The organism is Pseudomonas pseudonitroreducens, from assembly GCF_021603645.1.
GTDB lineage: Bacteria > Pseudomonadota > Gammaproteobacteria > Pseudomonadales > Pseudomonadaceae > Pseudomonas > Pseudomonas pseudonitroreducens.
In genome coordinates this window covers 875464-892057 of sequence record NZ_BQHJ01000001.1, presented here as the reverse complement: position 1 = coordinate 892057, position 16594 = coordinate 875464, and the positions used below count along the sequence as shown (strand labels likewise).

Genomic DNA, 16594 nt, shown 5'->3' with positions numbered 1-16594 from the left:
ACGCTGGTTTTAGAAAAACTGAAACGGCGGCGAAAATTCAGCGGCCGGAGGGTTCAGCGGGGGTTCCGCGTCGGTTGGCATCAGCCGCGGCGCAGCCGATACTCATGGGCGGCCCTGGCGACAGGGATGCAGATCGTCCTCGCTGACCAGAACCCCAGGCATACCCGGCATGCTCCGAAACGTCTCCGACATGGACCTGAAACTACTGCGGCTGTTCGCGGCAGTGGTGCGCTGCGGTGGCTTCACCGCCGCCCAGGCCGAGCTGAACATCAGCCACTCGAACATCAGCATGCAGATTTCAGCGTTGGAAAAGCGCCTGGGCTATCGGGTCTGCGAGCGCGGCAAGGCCGGTTTCAGCGTCACGCCGAAAGGCCAGGCGATTCTCGCCGCAGCATCGAGGATCTTCGACGCCCTGGACCAGTTCAAGGACCAGGCCCAGCTGTTGTCGGGCAAGTTGATGGGGGATGTCTACATCGGCCTGGCGGACAACATCTCCACACTGGCCAGCGCCCACATCGACGCGGCCATCGCACGCTTCTACCGGCGCCAGCACAGCGCGCACCTGCACCTGTTCGTCAACTCTCCCGCCGAGCTCGAAGTCGCGGTGATCGACAGGCAGATCGACATAGCCATCTCCTACTTCAACCGGACCCTGCCCAACCTGACCTACCGGAACCTCTACAGGGAAAGCGTGGGCATCTTCTGCGGCGCATCGCACCCGCTGTTCGGCAACCAGGCCATCCAGCCCGTCGACCTGCAGGAAGCAGACTGGATCACCTATGGGTTTCTCTCCGCCGACCTTGAAAGCATGGTCACCCCCAGCACCTCCAGCGCGACCGCCTACCATCTCGAGGCAGTGATCCACGCGATACTGGCCGGCACGCACCTGGGCTTCCTGCCGCTGCATTGCGCAGAACCCTGGATTGCCCAGGGGCGTATGCGTGTCCTGCTGCCGGAGCTGATGCGACAGGATGTGCAGCACAGCATGATCACCAGCAACGCCCATCCGCAGAGCGAAGCCGCGCAGGCGTTCATCGAGGACCTGTTGCACGTCCACACCGCCGACCAGCACTGATCACCTCCCCTCCCGCCAAACCGCGCCCTGAGCCGGCGCCCTGCGCCCGGCTCGCTGCCGCGTCGCGACCGGCTGGCTTCAGGAAGTCCTGAAGCCAGCTTCTCAACTTCGGGATATATCGCACTTCCGATCATTCCTATCCTGCCCAGGACCGCGGCAGCCGCCATCTGACAGGCGTAGCTGCGGCGCACTTTCGTGTCTTGCCCGCCCCCTCGGTGGCCGCTCCGGCAGCCAGGAGGCCAACCAGAACAAGAGGTAACCAGCATGCCGGTAGATTTCACGCTGACCCGCGAGCAGCTCGCCGCGAGGGAAGCGATGCGCGACTTCGCCCTCACCCACCTTTCCGGGGTCGCCGCAGCCATTGCCCCCTTCGATACGCCGGAGCAGCGCGTCGGGGCGATCAAACCCTTCTTCCGGGAAATGGTCCGCGCCGGTTTCATGAAATCGATCATTCCCGAGAAGGATGGCGGCACCTACCGCGGGCTTCTGGACATGGTCATCAGCGGCGAAGAGGCCTCGCTGGGCGACGTCAACGTCACTTGCGCGCTGTTCTCCTGCGCGCTGGCCCTGTCTCCCATCATCAGCCACGGCACTCCTGCGCAGCGCGAGAAATTCCTCGCGCCCTTCCTCACCGACGACGGCGCCCCGCTGGCCGCGCTGGCCTTCAGTGAAGTCGGCGGTACCGCCAACTTCGATGATCCGGACCCAAGCTCGGGCTCGCAGACGTTCGCTTACCGGGACGGCGATGAATGGGTGATTTCCGGCGAGAAATTCTTCATCACCAATGGCTGGGGCTGGGAAGGTGAAGGGGCCGACCTGTTCGTGGTTTCCGCACGAACCGATCCGAGCGCTCCTGCCGCCGAGTCCCTGGCGATCTTCGCCGTGCCCCGCCCCACCCGCGGCCTGTCCTTCGGCAAGGGGCTGGATACCATGGGCCATCGGGCCACGCCGTCGCCTCGGATCCGCTTCGACCAGGTCCGCGTGCCGCTGGAGAACATGATCGGCAAGCCCGGTGACGGCGTGCAGATTCTCGCCCAGACCTTCGCCGGCTCCGGCGTAGGGGTTGCCGCCGAAGCCGTCTGCGTGATGCGCCAGGCCTTCGAGGCGGCCCTGGCGTTCGCCAAGTCCGACCGCCGCAACGGTTCGGTCCCGATCATCGAACACCAGAACGTCGGCTACATGCTGGCCGACATGAAGATGCGCCTGGAAGCGTCCCGCTACCTGACCTGGAAGGCCGCGCACTACTTCGATACGACCCAGGGCGAAGGCACCGAGCTGGCGGTGATGGCCAAGGTGTATTGCTCCGAGCAGGCCGTACAGGTGGTGTACGACGCGATGCGACTGGTGGGAATCGAAAGCTACGCCGACGAAATGCCGTTTGCCCGCCTGCTCCAGGATGCCGTGGCCTTCCCGTTGTACGACGGCGGCAACATGGGCATCCGCCGCCGCGCCCTGCACAGGACGCTGGCCGGCGCCGGCTACGACCACCTCGCCGCGTGCGAAGGCCGCGCCCCGGCCAGGTCCGGGAGTTGAACCATGCCATTCGTATCGCTGCGCATCACCCGTGGTGCAACCGAACGCCAGAAGCAGGACATCATCCGCGAGTTCACCCAGACGCTGGAGCGCGTGCTGCACAAGGACCCGGCGTGGACCCACATCGTGATCGATGAAGTCGACCCGGCGGACTGGGGGCACGCCGGCCTTTCCGTCAAACAGCACGAGCAGTGCAACCAGGGCGGTTGAGCCCAGGGCCGGCGTCGGGCCGCGCCGGCCCATTCCTCCATGACAGACACCAGGGCACCTTGCATGAACCTGCCACCGCTCAACAGCATCAGAGCCTTCGAAGCCGTCGCCCGACTGGGCAGCGTTTCCGCCGCCGCGGGGGAGCTGAACGTGACCGCGGGAGCCGTCAGCCAGCAGGTGAAGATCCTCCAGGGCCACCTGGGCATGGAGCTGCTGGCCCGGCGCGGCCGGCACCTCGCCCTGACCGTCACGGGCAGCCAGCTGCACAGGCGCCTCTCCAGGGCCATGATCGAGATCCAGGCGGCGATCCACTCGATCCAGCACGACGCGCCCGACACGGCAGTGCCGATCAAACTCAGGCTGTCGCTTCCGCCGACACCAGCCATCGCCTCGCCCTCCGCGATCCTCGGCGACCTGGCGGACTGTCCCGGAGGCCTCGACCTCAGCATCGTCGCCACCCCCTTCGGTGACGAGATCGACTGGAAGAGCGTGGATTGCGCGGTGCTCCATGGGGCACCGCCGTGGGCCGGATTTCACTGGCGCTGCCTGCGCCCGACCCAACTCGTGCCAGTCTGCAGCCCCGAACTATCACGGGGAGCGAGCACGATTCGTGGCGTTGCCGACCTGCGCCGGCATCGGCTGCTGCACGAGGATGACGGCAGTCTCTGGCGAGACTGGCTGGCCGGCGCCGGCATGGCGCTTCCCGGCACGCAGGGTATCCATTTCGCTGCCCCCGCCATGGCCCTCCAGGCTGCCCGTGACGGCCTGGGTGTCGCGCTGGTCGAGGCAAGCGAAGCGCGCAAGGACCTGCAGGCAGGGAGACTGCTCCAGCCACTGAAAATGACGCTCTCGACCCTGTCGGGATACTACCTGCTCGCCCCCGCAGAACGATGCGCGGAAACGCTCTTCGAGCGCTTGTGCCAGACGCTGGAACCCGCCGCGCTCGCACCCTGCGGCTGAATCAGCCGCAGGCTTCAGCGCACGACATGCAGGTAGTGCAGGTGCCGCTCGTACTGGTCGAGAATGTCGGAGATCACATCGTCACGGGTCCAGCCCATGACGTCGTAATCCTGCCCGCCTTCGCGCAGGTGAACTTCCGCCCGGAAGTACTTGCGCGCCTCGCCGCCCTCCTCCTCTTCGAGCATCACGAAGCTCGGGCTGGTGAAGGCCCGCGGTCGGACCTCATAGAGGAAATGTCCCTCCCCCGGCTGCGCCAGTTCCAGCGCCACGCGGCCGTCCTCGCGCTCCAGCACCTGCGCGACATGCCCCTGCTTGCGCAACTCGCCGGCCACTTCCTCGCAGGCCGGGCGCACGACTTCGGCAATGAAACGGGTGACGTGGGCCCGCCGCGGACGGATGGCGATGTTGCGCAAGCGCCGCTGCCAGCCACCGTCGTGGTGCGGTGCATGGCGCGGCGTAGGCAAGGCCTGGTGGCGCAGGCCGCGCCGCGTGGCATCCAGGTGCAGGGCGCGGAACAGCCCCCAGATCGACGCCAGCAGGATCGCCGAGAACGGCAGCGCACTGGCGATGGTCGCCGTCTGCAGGGCCTTTAGTCCGTTGGCCAGCAGCAGCGCGACCGCCACCACGCCGATGCTCACCGACCAGAAGATGCGTTGCCATAACGGCGAGTGTGCATGCCCCGAGGACGCCAGCATGTCCACCACCAGCGCGCCGGAGTCCGCCGAGGTGACGAAGAACACCACCACCATCAGCACGGCGACCATCGACACCACGCTCGACAGCGGGAAGTGCTCGAGGAAGGCGAACAGCGCCAGCGAGCTGTCCTGGTCGACCACCGCCGCGAGGTCGGTCACGCCCTCGTTGAGGATCATGTGGATCGCCGAGTCGCCGAACACGGTCATCCACAACAGGGTGAAGCCGGCCGGCACGAAGAGCACGCCACAGACGAACTCGCGGATGGTTCGCCCGCGCGAGATGCGCGCGATGAACAGCCCGACGAAGGGCGACCAGGACAGCCACCAGCCCCAGTAGAGCAAGGTCCAGCCGCCGATCCAGTCGGTCGGTTCGTAGGCGTACAGGTTGAAGGTCTTGTTGACGATGTCGGAGAGATAGGCGCCGGTGTTCTGCACGTAGGTCTGCAGCAGGAACACGGTCGGCCCGAGGAGCAGGACGAACAGCATGAGGATCACGGCCAGCGCCAGGTTCAGCTCGGAGAGGATGCGGATGCCCTTGTCCAGGCCGCTGGCCACCGAGAGGGTCGCCAGTGCGCAGGTCACGGCGATCAGGATGATCTGCACGGTGGGATTCACCGGCAGGCCGAACAGGTGGTGGAAGCCGCTGTTGATCTGCAGCACGCCATAGCCCAGCGACGTGGCGACGCCGAACACCGTGCCGAGGATCGCAAAGATGTCCACGGCGTGGCCGATCGGCCCGTGGATGCGTTCGCCGATCAGCGGGTAGAGCGCCGAGCGCAGGGTCAGCGGCAGGCCCTTGCGAAAGCTGAAGTAGGCCAGGATCAGCCCGACGATGGCGTAGATCGCCCAGGCGTGCAGGCCCCAGTGGAAGAAGGTGATCTTCATCGCCTCGCGCGCGGCGGCCACGGTTCCCGGCTCACCCACTGGCGGGCTGGTGAAGTGCATCACCGGTTCGGCCACGCCGAAGAACATCAGGCCGATGCCCATTCCGGCGGAAAACAGCATGGCGAACCAACTGCTGCTGCGGTACTCGGGCTCACTGTGGTCAGGCCCCAGCTTGATGTCGCCATAGCGACTGATGGCCAGGAACACCACGCTGATCAGGATCAGCGCGACCGCGAGGATGTAGAACCAGCTGGCATTGGTGAAAATCCACTGCTGGATGTGTTCGAACTGCGTCTGCGCCTGGCGCTTGAACAGGACGGCGTACAGCACCAGCAGCAGGATCAGTACCGCGCTGGTGTAGAAAACCGGAGGGTTCAGGGTGCTCCGTGGCTTGCTGGGTGAGCTCATCGGGGAGGTTTCTCCTGTGCAACGACATCGCGCGCACCGACCTGCAAGCCACGGCGTGCGTGGCGGCACGCCGGTCCAAGGGTATCGCGTTCAGTACTCGTGATGATTCGAGAGGCCCCGCGACGACGCCCCGCGCCGCGAGCGTCAGGGACAGCGCGTCGCACCGCTGGCGTTGGCCCGTGCCACCAGCTCGGCGAACTTGCGCACATTGGCCTGGTGCGCGACCACCAACCCATCCACGCTGCCGTTCGCCGCTGTCTGCAGGCTGCTGTGACAGGACAGCGTCTGCTCCGAACCCGACCGCTGCAAGCGCCAGCGGGCATCGAGCAGTGCGTACTGGCCCGGCACCGAGTCGAAGCGTTGCACGTCTACCCGCAACAGGGTGGCGCCGGGGCCCGGCGCGCCGAGCTGGTCCTCCAGGGCGTTACGGAATTCATCCACCAGGTTGGCGCCCCACCACTCGGTCTCCAGGATCGACAAGCCGCTGCCGCCCTGGCGTACGACGATCTGCGAGCGGTCGACCTGCGGCGGCATGGCGACCCGCTCGACGCGCACCTGGCCACTGGCCGGGCTGCCCGGTTGCGCAGGCACCAGGGTGTGATAGTTGATCGGCGCACTGCTACAGCCCGACAACGCGGGGAACAGTCCGGCCAGGAGCAGCATGGGCAGCTTCGGCATCTGAAGTCTCTCCTTGTACGCGAATCAGGGCTGCAGGTTGTCGGCGTCGGCGTTCTTCGGGCGACCACGGATCAGCGACTCCGGATGCCGCCCAAGGTAGTCGGACAGGTCGCGCAGCGAGCGCGACATGCGGTCCAGCTCATCCAGCGTGTCGCTGAGTTTCTCCCGTTCCGGCGAATTCCTGCCCAGGGCCGAGTTCGCCGTGGCCAGTGTCGAGCGCACTTCCGCCAGCGTGTTGGTGACGCCGGGCAAGGTCTGCGTATTGAACTGCTTGAGGCTGCTCTGCAACTCGCGCAGGTTGCCATCGAGGTTGTTGGCGATGCGCTCCAGCGGCAGCTTGCGAATGCGCTCGACGACGGCCTGCAATTGTTCCTGGAGTTTCTCCAGGCTGCTGGGCACGGTGGGGATGCGCATGGGCCGGGCCGTCGCATCGAAGGCCACGGGCTTGGCGTCCGGGAAGAAGTCCAGCGAGATGTACAACTGCCCGGTGAGCAGGTTGCCGCTGCGCGCCTGCGCGCGCATGCCGTGTTCGACGAAGCTGCCGATCAGGCGGCTGGCGCCCTCCTGGTCACCCACCGTGCTGCCGAATACCTTGAGCATCTTCTGGTGCACCGGGCCCAGGCGTTGCGGGTAGATCACCGCATCGACGATCACCGGGAAAATCTGCTGCTTCTCGTCATAGTCCAGCTGGATGTTGGTCACCTTGCCGAACTCGACGCCCATGAACTCCACCGGCGCGCCGATGCTCAGCCCACGCATCGACTGGTCGAAGCGCAGCCGCAGGTACTGCGGCACGCCCGAGGGCGGTGCAAGGGCGCCAGCGCGATCGGCATACAGCTCGAACGCCTGGTTGTCGGCGGCGGCCGAGGTTTCGTTGCTGCCCTCGGGCGTGCCGAAGGCCAGGCCGCCGACCAGCAGCGCCGAAAGCGATTCAGTGTTCACCTTCAGGCCGTTGGCGCCGACATCGACATCGATGCCGCTGGCGTTCCAGAAGCGGGTGTTCTGGGTCACGAAGGCATCGTTGGGCGACTCGACGAAGATCCCCAGGTCGACCCCCTTGCCGTCGCTGCGCAAGGCATAGGAGGTCACCTGACCTACCGGAATCTTGCGGTAATAGATGGGCGAGCCGATATCCAGCGAGCCCAGGTCATCGGCGCGCAGGACGAAGCTCTTGCCCTTCTCGCCGTAGGTGATCGGCGGCGGCGCCTCGAGCCCGACGAAGCGCTTCTGCGGGGTGCTGGACTCGCCCGCGTCGGCGCCGATGAAATTGCCCGAGAGCAAGGTGTCCACGCCGGTCACGCCCCCGGCGCCGATGCGTGGACGGACCACCCAGAACTTCGCTCCGGCGGTGGCGAACGACTCGGCCTCCTTGTTCAGCTTGACGCTGGCGGTGACGCTGTTCTTGTCCTTGGCCAGCTCCACCCCTTCCACTTCGCCGATCACCACGCTGCGGTACTTCACCTGCGTCTTGTGGGCGACCAGGCCTTCGCCGGTCTTGAAGGAAATCGTGATGGTCGGTCCCTGCTCGAGGAAGTTGCGCACGATCAGCGAGGCACCGATCAGCAACGCCACGATCGGCACGATCCAGACCAGCGAGACGCTCCAGCGCCGGGTACGAACCTGCGCTTGCCCCGGGGTGTGCTGCTCAGTGTGCGCCATCGATAGGGTCTCCCTCATCCCAGATATGCCGTGGATCGAAACTCATGGCCGAGAGCATCGTGAGCACCACGACCATTCCGAAAAACAGGATGCCGGCACGCGGTTCGATGGTGCCCAGCTCGCGCATCTGCACGAGCGCCGCCACCAGCGCCACGACCATCACGTCGAGCATCGACCAGTAGCCGATCAGCTCGACGAAGCGATACAGCTGCGAGCGCTGCCGGCGCGCCCAGGCGCTGCGGCGCTGGGCGGTCCAGAGCAGCAGCCCGAGGGAGAAGAACTTGATGGCCGGCACGCCGATGCTGGCGATGAAGATGATCAGCGCGATATCCCACGCACCGCCCTCCCAGAACTCCAGCACGCCGCCACCAATGGTGCTGTCGATGCCCTGGCCAAGCATCTCGGTGTGCATCACCGGCAGCAGGTTGGCCGGAACGTAGAACACCAGCGCGGCGACCAGGTAGGCCCAGCCGCGGGTGATGGCGTCGTGCTTGCGAGTGTGCAGCGGTGCGCCGCAGCGTTCGCAACGGTGCGGGCTGCGGCGGGTATCGCAGGCCATGCCGCAGCCATGGCAAAGGCACAGCTGCAGGTCACTGGCCAGCGGCGGCGTGCTCATACGCGCTCCCAGAGATCGCGGATGTCCTTGCCGGCGATGGCGATGATCAGCACGCTCAACGCCGCCATGGCCATCAGGCCGATACCGGGAATCACATCCAGCAGCCCGGCCAGCTTGATCACCGCGACCAGGGTACCGAGCAGGCAGACCTCGAGCATGCTCCAGGGTCGCAGCGCTTCCAGCCAGCGCATGCAGAAGGCGAATGCCGGCGCGCGCTGGCTGGCCAGGGCGAAACTCAGCACCCAGAGCAGCAGCGTCACCTGCAGGGCTGGCGCGAGGATGATCGCCAGGCCCGTGACCAGCGCGATGAAGGTGATCGGGCCGCTGCTGAGGATCAGCACCGCGTCCCACAGCGTCGCCGAATTGCTCAGGCCCTGCATGCTGATGGTCATCACCGGGTAGGCATTGGCGAAGGCCAGCAGCACCGCCCCGGTCAACGCCAGCGCCAGGCGCTGCTGCACGCTCAACGCATTGTGCCGGTGCAGCACGCCGCCGCAGCGCACGCACAGGGCCCGCTGGTGACGCTGCAGCGGCTGGCGCTGGTACACCGCATCGCAGTACTCGCAGATGATCAGGTCACGGGCGGTGGCCATAGGCGCTCTCGTGGCATGCCGGCGCGGAGCGCAGGTCAGGAAAATCGCTATCCACGACGAGAGCCAGGTGCAAGGCTCTGGAGCGATCCGTATCAAGTCTGCACAAGACTAGTCGACGATTTTCCCCGGCGAGGGCCAAGCGACGAAATCGCGCTAAAGAAAATCTTGCCGCGTACTCCGCTGCATAAAGGCAGCACGCCGAACAGCGGCCATACTGCACGGACGCCACCTCGACAGGGAGCCACGTCGATGCTCGATTTCCTCCTCCACGCCTTGCGCGCCAATCCCGAGATCGCGGTATTCCTGGCCATCTCGCTGGGCGTTCTGCTGGGCCGGATACAGCTCGGCAGCTTCCACCTGGGCTCGGTCGCCGGCGCGCTGCTGATGGGCCTGCTGATCGGGCAGATCGGCCTGGAGGTGCCGCATGAGCTGAAGTCGGTGTTCTTCGCGCTGTTCATCTATGCCGTCGGTTTCAAGAGCGGCCCGGAGTTCTTCGGCAGCCTCAACCGCGGCACGCTGAAGCTGGTGCTGCTGTCGGTGGTGCTGTGCGCCACCGCGCTGGGGGTGATCCTCGGCATGTATCGGCTGTTCCATTTCGATGCCGGCTTCACTGCCGGCCTGGGCGCGGGGGCACTGACCGACACGGCGATCATGGGCACCGCCAGCAGCGCCATCGCCCAACTGGGCATCGACGCTGCCGCCAAGAACCAGCTCAACAGCCACATGGCCGTGGCCTACGCGATTACCTACCTGTTCGGCACCATTGGCCTGATCGTCTTCGTCGGCAGCATTGCGCCCAAGCTGCTGCGCGTCGACCTGCGGCAGAGCGCGCGGGAACTGGAGCGGGAGCTGGGGATCGAGCGGGAGGAAAACGCCATCAGCATTCCTTACACGCGCATTGTCGTGCGTGCCCACCGAGCCCTGGCGCCGGCGGCGCTAGGCCAGCGCATCGCCGACATCGAGGCGCTGCACGCCGCATTGAGCGTGGAACGGGTGATTCGTGACGGGCGCATCCTCGAGCGCGATCCGCAATTGCGCCTGGAGAGCGGCGATATCCTTGGCGTCTACGCCCTGCGCGAGGCCGTGGCCGAGCTCAACCAGTGGATAGGCCCGGAGGTGGACAACCCCGGCAGCATGTCCTTCGCCACCCGCGATGCCGATATCGTCCTGACTTCGCCGCGGCTGGCCGGCAAGACCATCCACCAGATCAAGACACTGCTGGTCGGTGCCGACCGGATGGGCTGCTATATCCGCTCCATCAGCCGCCAGGGCCTGGAGCTGCCACTGCTGCCCGACACGGTGCTGCGGCGTGGCGACGTCATCACCCTGGTCGGCCGCACCGCCAGCGTCGAAGCGCTGGCGGCGCAGATCGGCCGTATCCGCGCGAGCAACTACAAGAGCGATATCGCCATCCATACCCTGGGCATGGTCATCGGTTCGCTGGTGGGCATGCTCTCCACCCATATCGGCATGATTCCCGTGGAGCTGGGCATCGGTGGCGGTGTGCTGCTCGCCGGCCTGCTGATCGGCTGGTACAACTCGCGACACCCCGAACTGGGCGCCCTGCCCCCGGCCGCGCAATGGGCATTTTCCGAGTTCGGGCTGACCGCCTTCGGCGCCGTGGTCGGGCTGCTGGCCGGCCCCGCCGCCATCGCCGCAATCCAGAGCCAGGGTGCGGCCCTGCTGCTCTCCGGCGCGCTGGTGACCATCATCCCGCCGCTGGTGACGCTGTATTTCGGGCGCTACGTGCTGCGCCTGCACCCGATGATCCTGTTCGGTGCACTGGCCGGTGCGCAGACCGAGGCGGCCTCGATGAACAAGATCATCGAGCAGTCCGGCAGCAACACGCCGGTCATTGGCTTCACCGTGTGCTACGCCATTTCCAACGTCCTGCTGGCGGTGTGCGGCCCGATCATCGTGGCGGTCACGGCGGGCTGAGCCCGCCGGAGCCAGGCGAGCCTTCAGGGAGTGCCCAGGAACCAGCGGTAGTAGGGGTTGTCGCCATCATCGATGGCCACCTGGCGCGCGTCCCGTGCCCAGGCCTGGCGATCGCCGCGATAGGCATGCAGGCTCAGGTCGTAGAAGCGCCGCAGCCTGGCCCAGTTGTCGTCGACCGCAGCGCGAACCGATGGCACGGCATTCTCCAGCGGTGGCGCGGAGCGCAGGGCGAGCAAGGTCGGCAGCACGCGGGCGATTTCCTTCGAACGAACCCACGGGGCGTACTCGATACGCGGTTGATCGTCGGTCACCGGCAATGCATCGCCGGCGTAGCGCAACAGGCCGTCGCGGTCGGTGATCCAGGTGGCGAGCAGGGCTTCGACCGAGTCGATGCCCACCTCGCCCAGGGCCGCGGCAACCTCGGGCTGCTCGAACCGCGCCCGGATCCGCGACACATCCAGCTGCAAGGGCTGCAGCGAGCCTACCAGCAGCATCTCGTGGAACTCGGTCGTCCAGAACGTGGCCGTGGGAAAGACATCGATGAAGCTGCGTACCAGCGCGCGGCTTTCCTCGTCGTTCTGGGTCGGCAGCGGCAGCCACTGGGCGACTATCCCGTTGTCGGCCAGGCGCGAGGCCGCCAACTGGTAGAAGTCCCGCGAGTACAGGTTGACCACTCCGGCGGCCGAGGGCGGTGGCGGCTCCAGGGTGATCATGTCGTAGCGTTCGGCGCTGCCCAGCAGTTCGCGGCGGCCATCGCGCAGGCGGATGTCCAGGCGCGGGTCGTGGACCGCGTCGAAGTTGCCAGTGAAGCGCGGCGCGGCGGCCAGCACCTCGGGCAGCAGCTCGGCCACCACCGGATGCTGCAGGTCGCGATAGCGCAACATCGCGCCGGCGGTGATGCCGGTGCCGAAGCCGATCACCAGTGCCGAACGCGGCTCGCCGTTATGGATCAGCAGCGGCAGCAGGGCTTGCAGGCGCATGTAGCGCAGCGACGGCATGGCATCGCCGGTGTTCGACACGCCCTGGATGTAGAGACGGCTGAAGCGCCTGTCGCCCTTGCCCTGCTCCACCACGGCAACAGTGCCGCCGCGGCCTTCGGCATAGAAGCTGATTTCGCCGTTGCGCGCGCCAGGCAGCAGTTGCGCCAGGTGCCGCGGTGGCGTGAGTACGCCGATGGCCAGCGTCAGGACCGCGACCATGCCGACCCCGAGGCGCAGGCCCTTGCTCACGCCCTCCCCGCGCCAGACTGCCAGCAGGCCGATGAGCGCAGCCAGAGCCCCGAGAACCGCCAGGGTACGCACCAGGCCGAGCCCCGGCACCAGGACGAAGCCGGTCAGCATCACGCCGACGATGCCGCCCAGGGTATTGAGCGCCACCACCACGCCCACGTCGCGGCCGACATGCCGGCGATCCACCGCCAGGCGCAGGGCGATAGGGAACGCCGCACCCAGCAACGTCGTCGGCAGGAACACCACGCACACCGCTGCCACCGCAAAGCGCGCGCACATGCCGGCCAGCTCGCTGCCGCCGGCCTGCAGCACCAGCCACTCGGCGCGGCTCTGCAGGCCGATCAGCCAGTTGCCGAGCCCGGCGACCTGCAGGATGGCCAGCAGCCCTGCCGCGGCAATCAGCAGGCCGAACAGGCCCCAGGGATCGCCCACCCGGTCCGCACGCCGGGCATACAGGGCGCTGCCCAGCACCAGGCCGCAGAGGTAGGTGGCCAGCACCACGGCGAAAGCGAAGGTCCGGGTACTCATGAACTGCACGATGGACTGTGTCCAGACCACCTCGTAGCCCAGCGCGACGCCACCGGCCACGCAGTACAGGGCGATGGCCAGGCGCGCCGCGTTGCTGCGCGGCGCGGCCACAAGCTCGCTCTCGCCCGGCGCTCTGCCGGTATCGCGGCGCAGCAACAGAGCCCCCGTGGCGGCGATCAGATTGCAGGCTGCTGCCGCATAGGCGCTCCCCAGCACACCGAGCAGCGGCAGCAACACGAAAGCCGCCAGCAGCGTGCCCGCAATGGCACCCGCGGTGTTGGCAGCATACAGCCCACCGCCTGCGCGGCCCATCTGCCCGTCGGCGGGCTCCACGGCACGCACCAGAACCGGCAGCGTGCCACCCATGAAGAATGCCGGCACGCCCACCAGCAGCAACGGCAGCGCCCAGGCCAGGAGGCCGAATGCCGCCTGCAGAAATACGAAAGCGCTGGCGGTATTGGCCAGCGCAACGGTTGAGGCGACGGCCAGCAGCGCCACCAGGGCCTCCAGCGCCGCGTAGAGGCGCAGCGGCCGCACCAGGCGATCCGCCAGCCGGCCGAAAGCCAGCCCGCCCAGCGCCAGGCCGGCGAAGAAGGCGCTGATCGCCGTGGTCACGGCATAGACCTCCACACCGACCACCAGCGACAGCTGCTTCACCCACAGCACCTGGAACACCAGCGCCGCCGCGCCCGAAGCAAACAGCAGCAGCGCCGGCAGCCACAGCGCCAGCCGCTGCTGGACGCCAATGGCAGCCTGTTTGACGGGGCGGATGTTCATGCTCGACGAACTGACCGGTGACGGCATCGGGACAACCTTGTCGGACAGAAGAATCCCCGCGACGGCAAAGCCGTCGCGGGGATCGAGGTGGGCATGGCCAAGGCGCTGCCCGGTGCTTGGATCACTGCTTGCCGCTCTGCTTCATCTTCGCGTCGATCTTCGCGTCCACATCCTTGCGAATCTGGTCGATGCTGAAGCTCGCCGGGCGCTGGCTCGGCGGGTAGTCGACGAAGGTCTGCAGGAAGGCCGCCGCCTTGCGCGTTCCCTGGAAGATCAGATAGTCGTTCTTGGTCAGCCAGTCGTAGTACTGGTCGGAGACCACGTCCGCGCGCTCGTAGGGGTCCATGCGCAGGTTGAACAGCTTGGGCACCCGCAGACAGGTGAAGGGTTCGCTCCAGACCTTCAGGCCGCCCGGCGCACGCTGTTCGCACCAGACGATCTTCCAGTCGCCAAAGCGCATGCCCACCAGCTCCGCATCATCGTTGAAGTAGTAGAACTCGCTGCGCGCGCTCTTGTCGGTCTTGCCGGTCAGGTAGTCCAGCTGGTTGTAGCCATCCAGGTGCACCTTGAAGTTCTTGCCGCCGATATCGGCGCCCTTGAGCAGGCGCTCCTTGATGTCGGTGTCACCGATGGCAGCCAGCAGCGTCGGGAACCAGTCCAGCCCGGAGAACATCTGGGTGGACACGCTGCCCGGCTTCACATGGTTCGGCCAGCGGATCATTGCCGGCACGCGGTAGGCACCTTCCCAGTTGGAGTTCTTCTCGTTGCGGAACGGGGTGGTCGCCGCATCCGGCCAGGACCACTGGTTCGGTCCGTTGTCGGTGGTGTAGATGACGATGGTGTTGTCGCCGATCTTCAGGTCATCGACAGTCTTGAGCAGCTTGCCGACGTCACCGTCGTGCTCGAGCATGCCGTCGGCATAGTCGTTGCCCGGCATGCCGCTCTGGCCCTTCATCGAATCACGCACGTGGGTGAAGGCGTGCATGCGCGTGGTGTTCATCCAGACGAAGAACGGCTTGTCGGCCTTGACCTGCTTGTCGATGAAGTTGATGGCGGCCTGGGTGGTATCGTCGTCGATGGTTTCCATGCGCTTGCTGGTCAGCGCGCCGGTGTCCTCGATCTTGCCGTCGGCGGTGGCTTTCAGCACGCCACGGGGCGACGCGGCCTTGGTGAAGGCTTCGTCATCCTTCGGCCAGTACGGCCGCTCCGGCTCCTCCTCGGCGTTGAGGTGGTAGAGGTTGCCGAAGAACTCGTCGAAGCCGTGCTTGGTCGGCAGGTACTCATCGCGATCGCCCAGGTGGTTCTTGCCGAACTGCCCGGTGGCATAACCGTGGGCCTTGAGCGCCTGGGCGATGGTCACGTCACGGTCCTGCAGGCCGACCGGGACGCCGGGCATGCCGACCTTGGACAAACCGGTACGCAGGATCGACTGCCCGGTGATGAAGGTCGAGCGTCCCGCCGTGCAGCTGTTCTCCGCGTAGTAGTCGGTGAACATCATGCCTTCCTTGGCGATACGATCGATGTTCGGCGTCTGGTAGCCGACCACCCCGAACGAATAGGCGCTGATATTGGTCTGGCCGATATCGTCGCCGAAGATCACCAGGATATTCGGCTTGTCAGCAGCGCTGGCAACCGTACAGCCCATTATCGCGGTCGCCGCGAGGGCGAACTGCGATAACCATCTTCCCGTACGCTTCATTGCTGTCTCTCCATTCCAGTTACTCATCGTTTGCCACGACTGCGTCACTGGAGATGCCGACTGCTCGACTGGAAATCCCCGTGTCCCTGCGGTTTGTCTTGGTTGGCTGTGCTATTGGTCGAACGGATAGATCCGCTTCCACTCCTTCTGCATATCCACTACCACCCAGTCCTTGCTCGTTGCCTCATTGAGCGCCTTGTCCAGCCGCCCGACTTCACTCTGCCGGTCATACGCCCATTCACGCTGGGCATCGGTGTGGTGCACCAGGCCGGCGAAGCGCAGGCCCTTGCCGGCCATGGTCCACTGCAGCATCTGCAGGTCGCCGTCGGAGTTGCCGAAAGCCAGGATGGGCCGGCGGCCGATGATGCTGTCGATGCTTTCCGGCTTGCCGGGGCCGTCGTCGTTGTGCACCAGCTTGGGCAGGCGCTGGATCGACAGCACGCCGTCGCGGTCCTCGAAACGGCTGCCCAGGGTGGTGCCGATCACCTGTTCCGGCGGGATGCCGTACACCTCGTCGGCGAAGGCGCGCATGAACGCCACTTCGCCGCCGGAGACGATGTAGGTGCGGAAGCCATTGGCCCGCAGATAGCCCAGCAGCTCCAGCATGGGCTGGAACACCATCTCGGTGTAGGGCCGCTGGCTGCGCGGATGCTTCGCCGTGGCGAGCCAGCGGCGGGCGTTGCCGATGAATTCCTCGGTGCTCACACCGGCATGAGTGGCGGCGACTATCTCCAGGATGCCGCTCATGCCGCTGGCGGCGAGGGTCTTGCGATCGCCTTCGAGCACCGCCTTGAACGGTTGCTGCTGCTTCCACTGCGGATGCTGCGGCGCCAGGCGCTTCACCTCGTCCAGGGCGAAGAGCACCTGGAAGTACATCGGCTGCTCGCTCCACAAGGTACCGTCGTTATCGAACACGGCGATACGCTCGGCCGGCGGCACGAAGTCCTTGCCGCCCTCGCGGGTCACGGCTTCGACGAAAGCGATGATCGCCTGGCGCGAAGCTCCGTCATTCCACGATGGCAATTGCTCCGCTGCCTGCACCAGCAGCGGCAGGCAGAGCAGCAGGAGCATCCAGCGGGCAAGCGGTCGAGCGCGGTACGAGGTCATGTCA

At 66.3% G+C, this 16594-nt stretch carries 13 protein-coding genes; 5 read left to right on the top strand and 8 right to left on the bottom strand.

The window, feature by feature from the left end:
- Positions 1 to 169 precede the first annotated feature (169 nt).
- The 4 genes from L6D89_RS04090 to L6D89_RS04075 all read left to right on the top strand — a co-directional run bounded on the left by L6D89_RS04090 (position 170) and on the right by L6D89_RS04075 (position 3778).
- Complete coding sequence (locus L6D89_RS04090; protein WP_236198836.1) at positions 170 to 1075, top strand: LysR family transcriptional regulator; 906 nt, start codon at positions 170 to 172, stop codon at positions 1073 to 1075.
- Between the two features lie 264 nt (positions 1076 to 1339).
- Positions 1340 to 2608 (top strand): acyl-CoA dehydrogenase family protein, encoded by a 1269-nt coding sequence (locus L6D89_RS04085; RefSeq protein ID WP_236198835.1) that lies wholly within the window; start codon positions 1340 to 1342, stop codon positions 2606 to 2608.
- Between the two features lie 3 nt (positions 2609 to 2611).
- Positions 2612 to 2818 carry a tautomerase family protein gene (locus L6D89_RS04080; protein WP_236198834.1) on the top strand — a complete coding sequence of 69 codons (207 nt, stop codon included), beginning with the start codon at positions 2612 to 2614 and terminating at the stop codon, positions 2816 to 2818.
- Between the two features lie 63 nt (positions 2819 to 2881).
- Positions 2882 to 3778, top strand: coding sequence for a LysR substrate-binding domain-containing protein (locus tag L6D89_RS04075; RefSeq protein WP_236198833.1), 897 nt, complete (start codon positions 2882 to 2884; stop codon positions 3776 to 3778).
- A gap of 14 nt (positions 3779 to 3792) precedes the next feature.
- Here L6D89_RS04075 and L6D89_RS04070 read toward each other — a convergent pair whose 3' ends face one another.
- From L6D89_RS04070 to L6D89_RS04050, 5 genes are all read right to left on the bottom strand, one after another.
- The gene (locus L6D89_RS04070) at positions 3793 to 5766 is read right to left on the bottom strand and encodes a BCCT family transporter (RefSeq protein WP_236170597.1); all 1974 of its coding nucleotides are present in this window, start codon (positions 5764 to 5766) and stop codon (positions 3793 to 3795) included.
- Between the two features lie 144 nt (positions 5767 to 5910).
- Positions 5911 to 6444, bottom strand: coding sequence for a PqiC family protein (locus tag L6D89_RS04065; RefSeq protein ID WP_236198832.1), 534 nt, complete (start codon positions 6442 to 6444; stop codon positions 5911 to 5913).
- Between the two features lie 24 nt (positions 6445 to 6468).
- Positions 6469 to 8103: a PqiB family protein gene (locus L6D89_RS04060; RefSeq protein WP_236198831.1), complete on the bottom strand. Its 1635-nt coding sequence runs from the start codon at positions 8101 to 8103 to the stop codon at positions 6469 to 6471.
- Positions 8090 to 8719, bottom strand: a complete 630-nt coding sequence (locus tag L6D89_RS04055; protein WP_236170600.1) for a paraquat-inducible protein A — start codon at positions 8717 to 8719, stop codon at positions 8090 to 8092. Before L6D89_RS04055 ends, L6D89_RS04060 begins: the two co-directional genes overlap by 14 nt.
- Positions 8716 to 9312, bottom strand: a complete 597-nt coding sequence (locus L6D89_RS04050) for a paraquat-inducible protein A (RefSeq protein WP_236198830.1) — start codon at positions 9310 to 9312, stop codon at positions 8716 to 8718. Before L6D89_RS04050 ends, L6D89_RS04055 begins: the two co-directional genes overlap by 4 nt.
- 249 nt (positions 9313 to 9561) lie before the next feature.
- Here L6D89_RS04050 and aspT point away from each other — a divergent pair, with 249 nt between their 5' ends.
- Positions 9562 to 11250 (top strand): aspartate-alanine antiporter, encoded by a 1689-nt coding sequence (gene aspT, locus L6D89_RS04045; protein ID WP_236198829.1) that lies wholly within the window; start codon positions 9562 to 9564, stop codon positions 11248 to 11250.
- 23 nt (positions 11251 to 11273) lie between these two features.
- On the opposite strand, the gene L6D89_RS04040 is transcribed toward aspT, so the two are convergent.
- The 3 genes from L6D89_RS04040 to L6D89_RS04030 all read right to left on the bottom strand — a co-directional run bounded on the left by L6D89_RS04040 (position 11274) and on the right by L6D89_RS04030 (position 16590).
- Complete coding sequence (locus tag L6D89_RS04040) at positions 11274 to 13811, bottom strand: fused MFS/spermidine synthase (RefSeq protein WP_373874923.1); 2538 nt, start codon at positions 13809 to 13811, stop codon at positions 11274 to 11276.
- Between the two features lie 94 nt (positions 13812 to 13905).
- Positions 13906 to 15483, bottom strand: coding sequence for an arylsulfatase (locus L6D89_RS04035; protein WP_236198828.1), 1578 nt, complete (start codon positions 15481 to 15483; stop codon positions 13906 to 13908).
- Between the two features lie 111 nt (positions 15484 to 15594).
- A complete protein-coding gene (locus L6D89_RS04030; RefSeq protein ID WP_236198827.1) occupies positions 15595 to 16590 on the bottom strand; it encodes an HAD family hydrolase in 996 nt (331 codons plus the stop codon).
- Positions 16591 to 16594 lie beyond the last annotated feature (4 nt).

Coding starts and splice junctions, on each gene's coding strand:
- L6D89_RS04085 (WP_236198835.1), top strand. CDS start 1,340: ATGCCGGTAGATTTCACGCTGACCCGCGAGCAGCTCGCCGCGAGGGAA.
- L6D89_RS04035 (WP_236198828.1), bottom strand. CDS start 15,483: ATGAAGCGTACGGGAAGATGGTTATCGCAGTTCGCCCTCGCGGCGACC.
- aspT (WP_236198829.1), top strand. CDS start 9,562: ATGCTCGATTTCCTCCTCCACGCCTTGCGCGCCAATCCCGAGATCGCG.
- L6D89_RS04050 (WP_236198830.1), bottom strand. CDS start 9,312: ATGGCCACCGCCCGTGACCTGATCATCTGCGAGTACTGCGATGCGGTG.
- L6D89_RS04075 (WP_236198833.1), top strand. CDS start 2,882: ATGAACCTGCCACCGCTCAACAGCATCAGAGCCTTCGAAGCCGTCGCC.
- L6D89_RS04040 (WP_373874923.1), bottom strand. CDS start 13,811: ATGCCGTCACCGGTCAGTTCGTCGAGCATGAACATCCGCCCCGTCAAA.
- L6D89_RS04070 (WP_236170597.1), bottom strand. CDS start 5,766: ATGAGCTCACCCAGCAAGCCACGGAGCACCCTGAACCCTCCGGTTTTC.
- L6D89_RS04030 (WP_236198827.1), bottom strand. CDS start 16,590: ATGACCTCGTACCGCGCTCGACCGCTTGCCCGCTGGATGCTCCTGCTG.
- L6D89_RS04055 (WP_236170600.1), bottom strand. CDS start 8,719: ATGAGCACGCCGCCGCTGGCCAGTGACCTGCAGCTGTGCCTTTGCCAT.
- L6D89_RS04080 (WP_236198834.1), top strand. CDS start 2,612: ATGCCATTCGTATCGCTGCGCATCACCCGTGGTGCAACCGAACGCCAG.
- L6D89_RS04065 (WP_236198832.1), bottom strand. CDS start 6,444: ATGCCGAAGCTGCCCATGCTGCTCCTGGCCGGACTGTTCCCCGCGTTG.
- L6D89_RS04090 (WP_236198836.1), top strand. CDS start 170: ATGCTCCGAAACGTCTCCGACATGGACCTGAAACTACTGCGGCTGTTC.
- L6D89_RS04060 (WP_236198831.1), bottom strand. CDS start 8,103: ATGGCGCACACTGAGCAGCACACCCCGGGGCAAGCGCAGGTTCGTACC.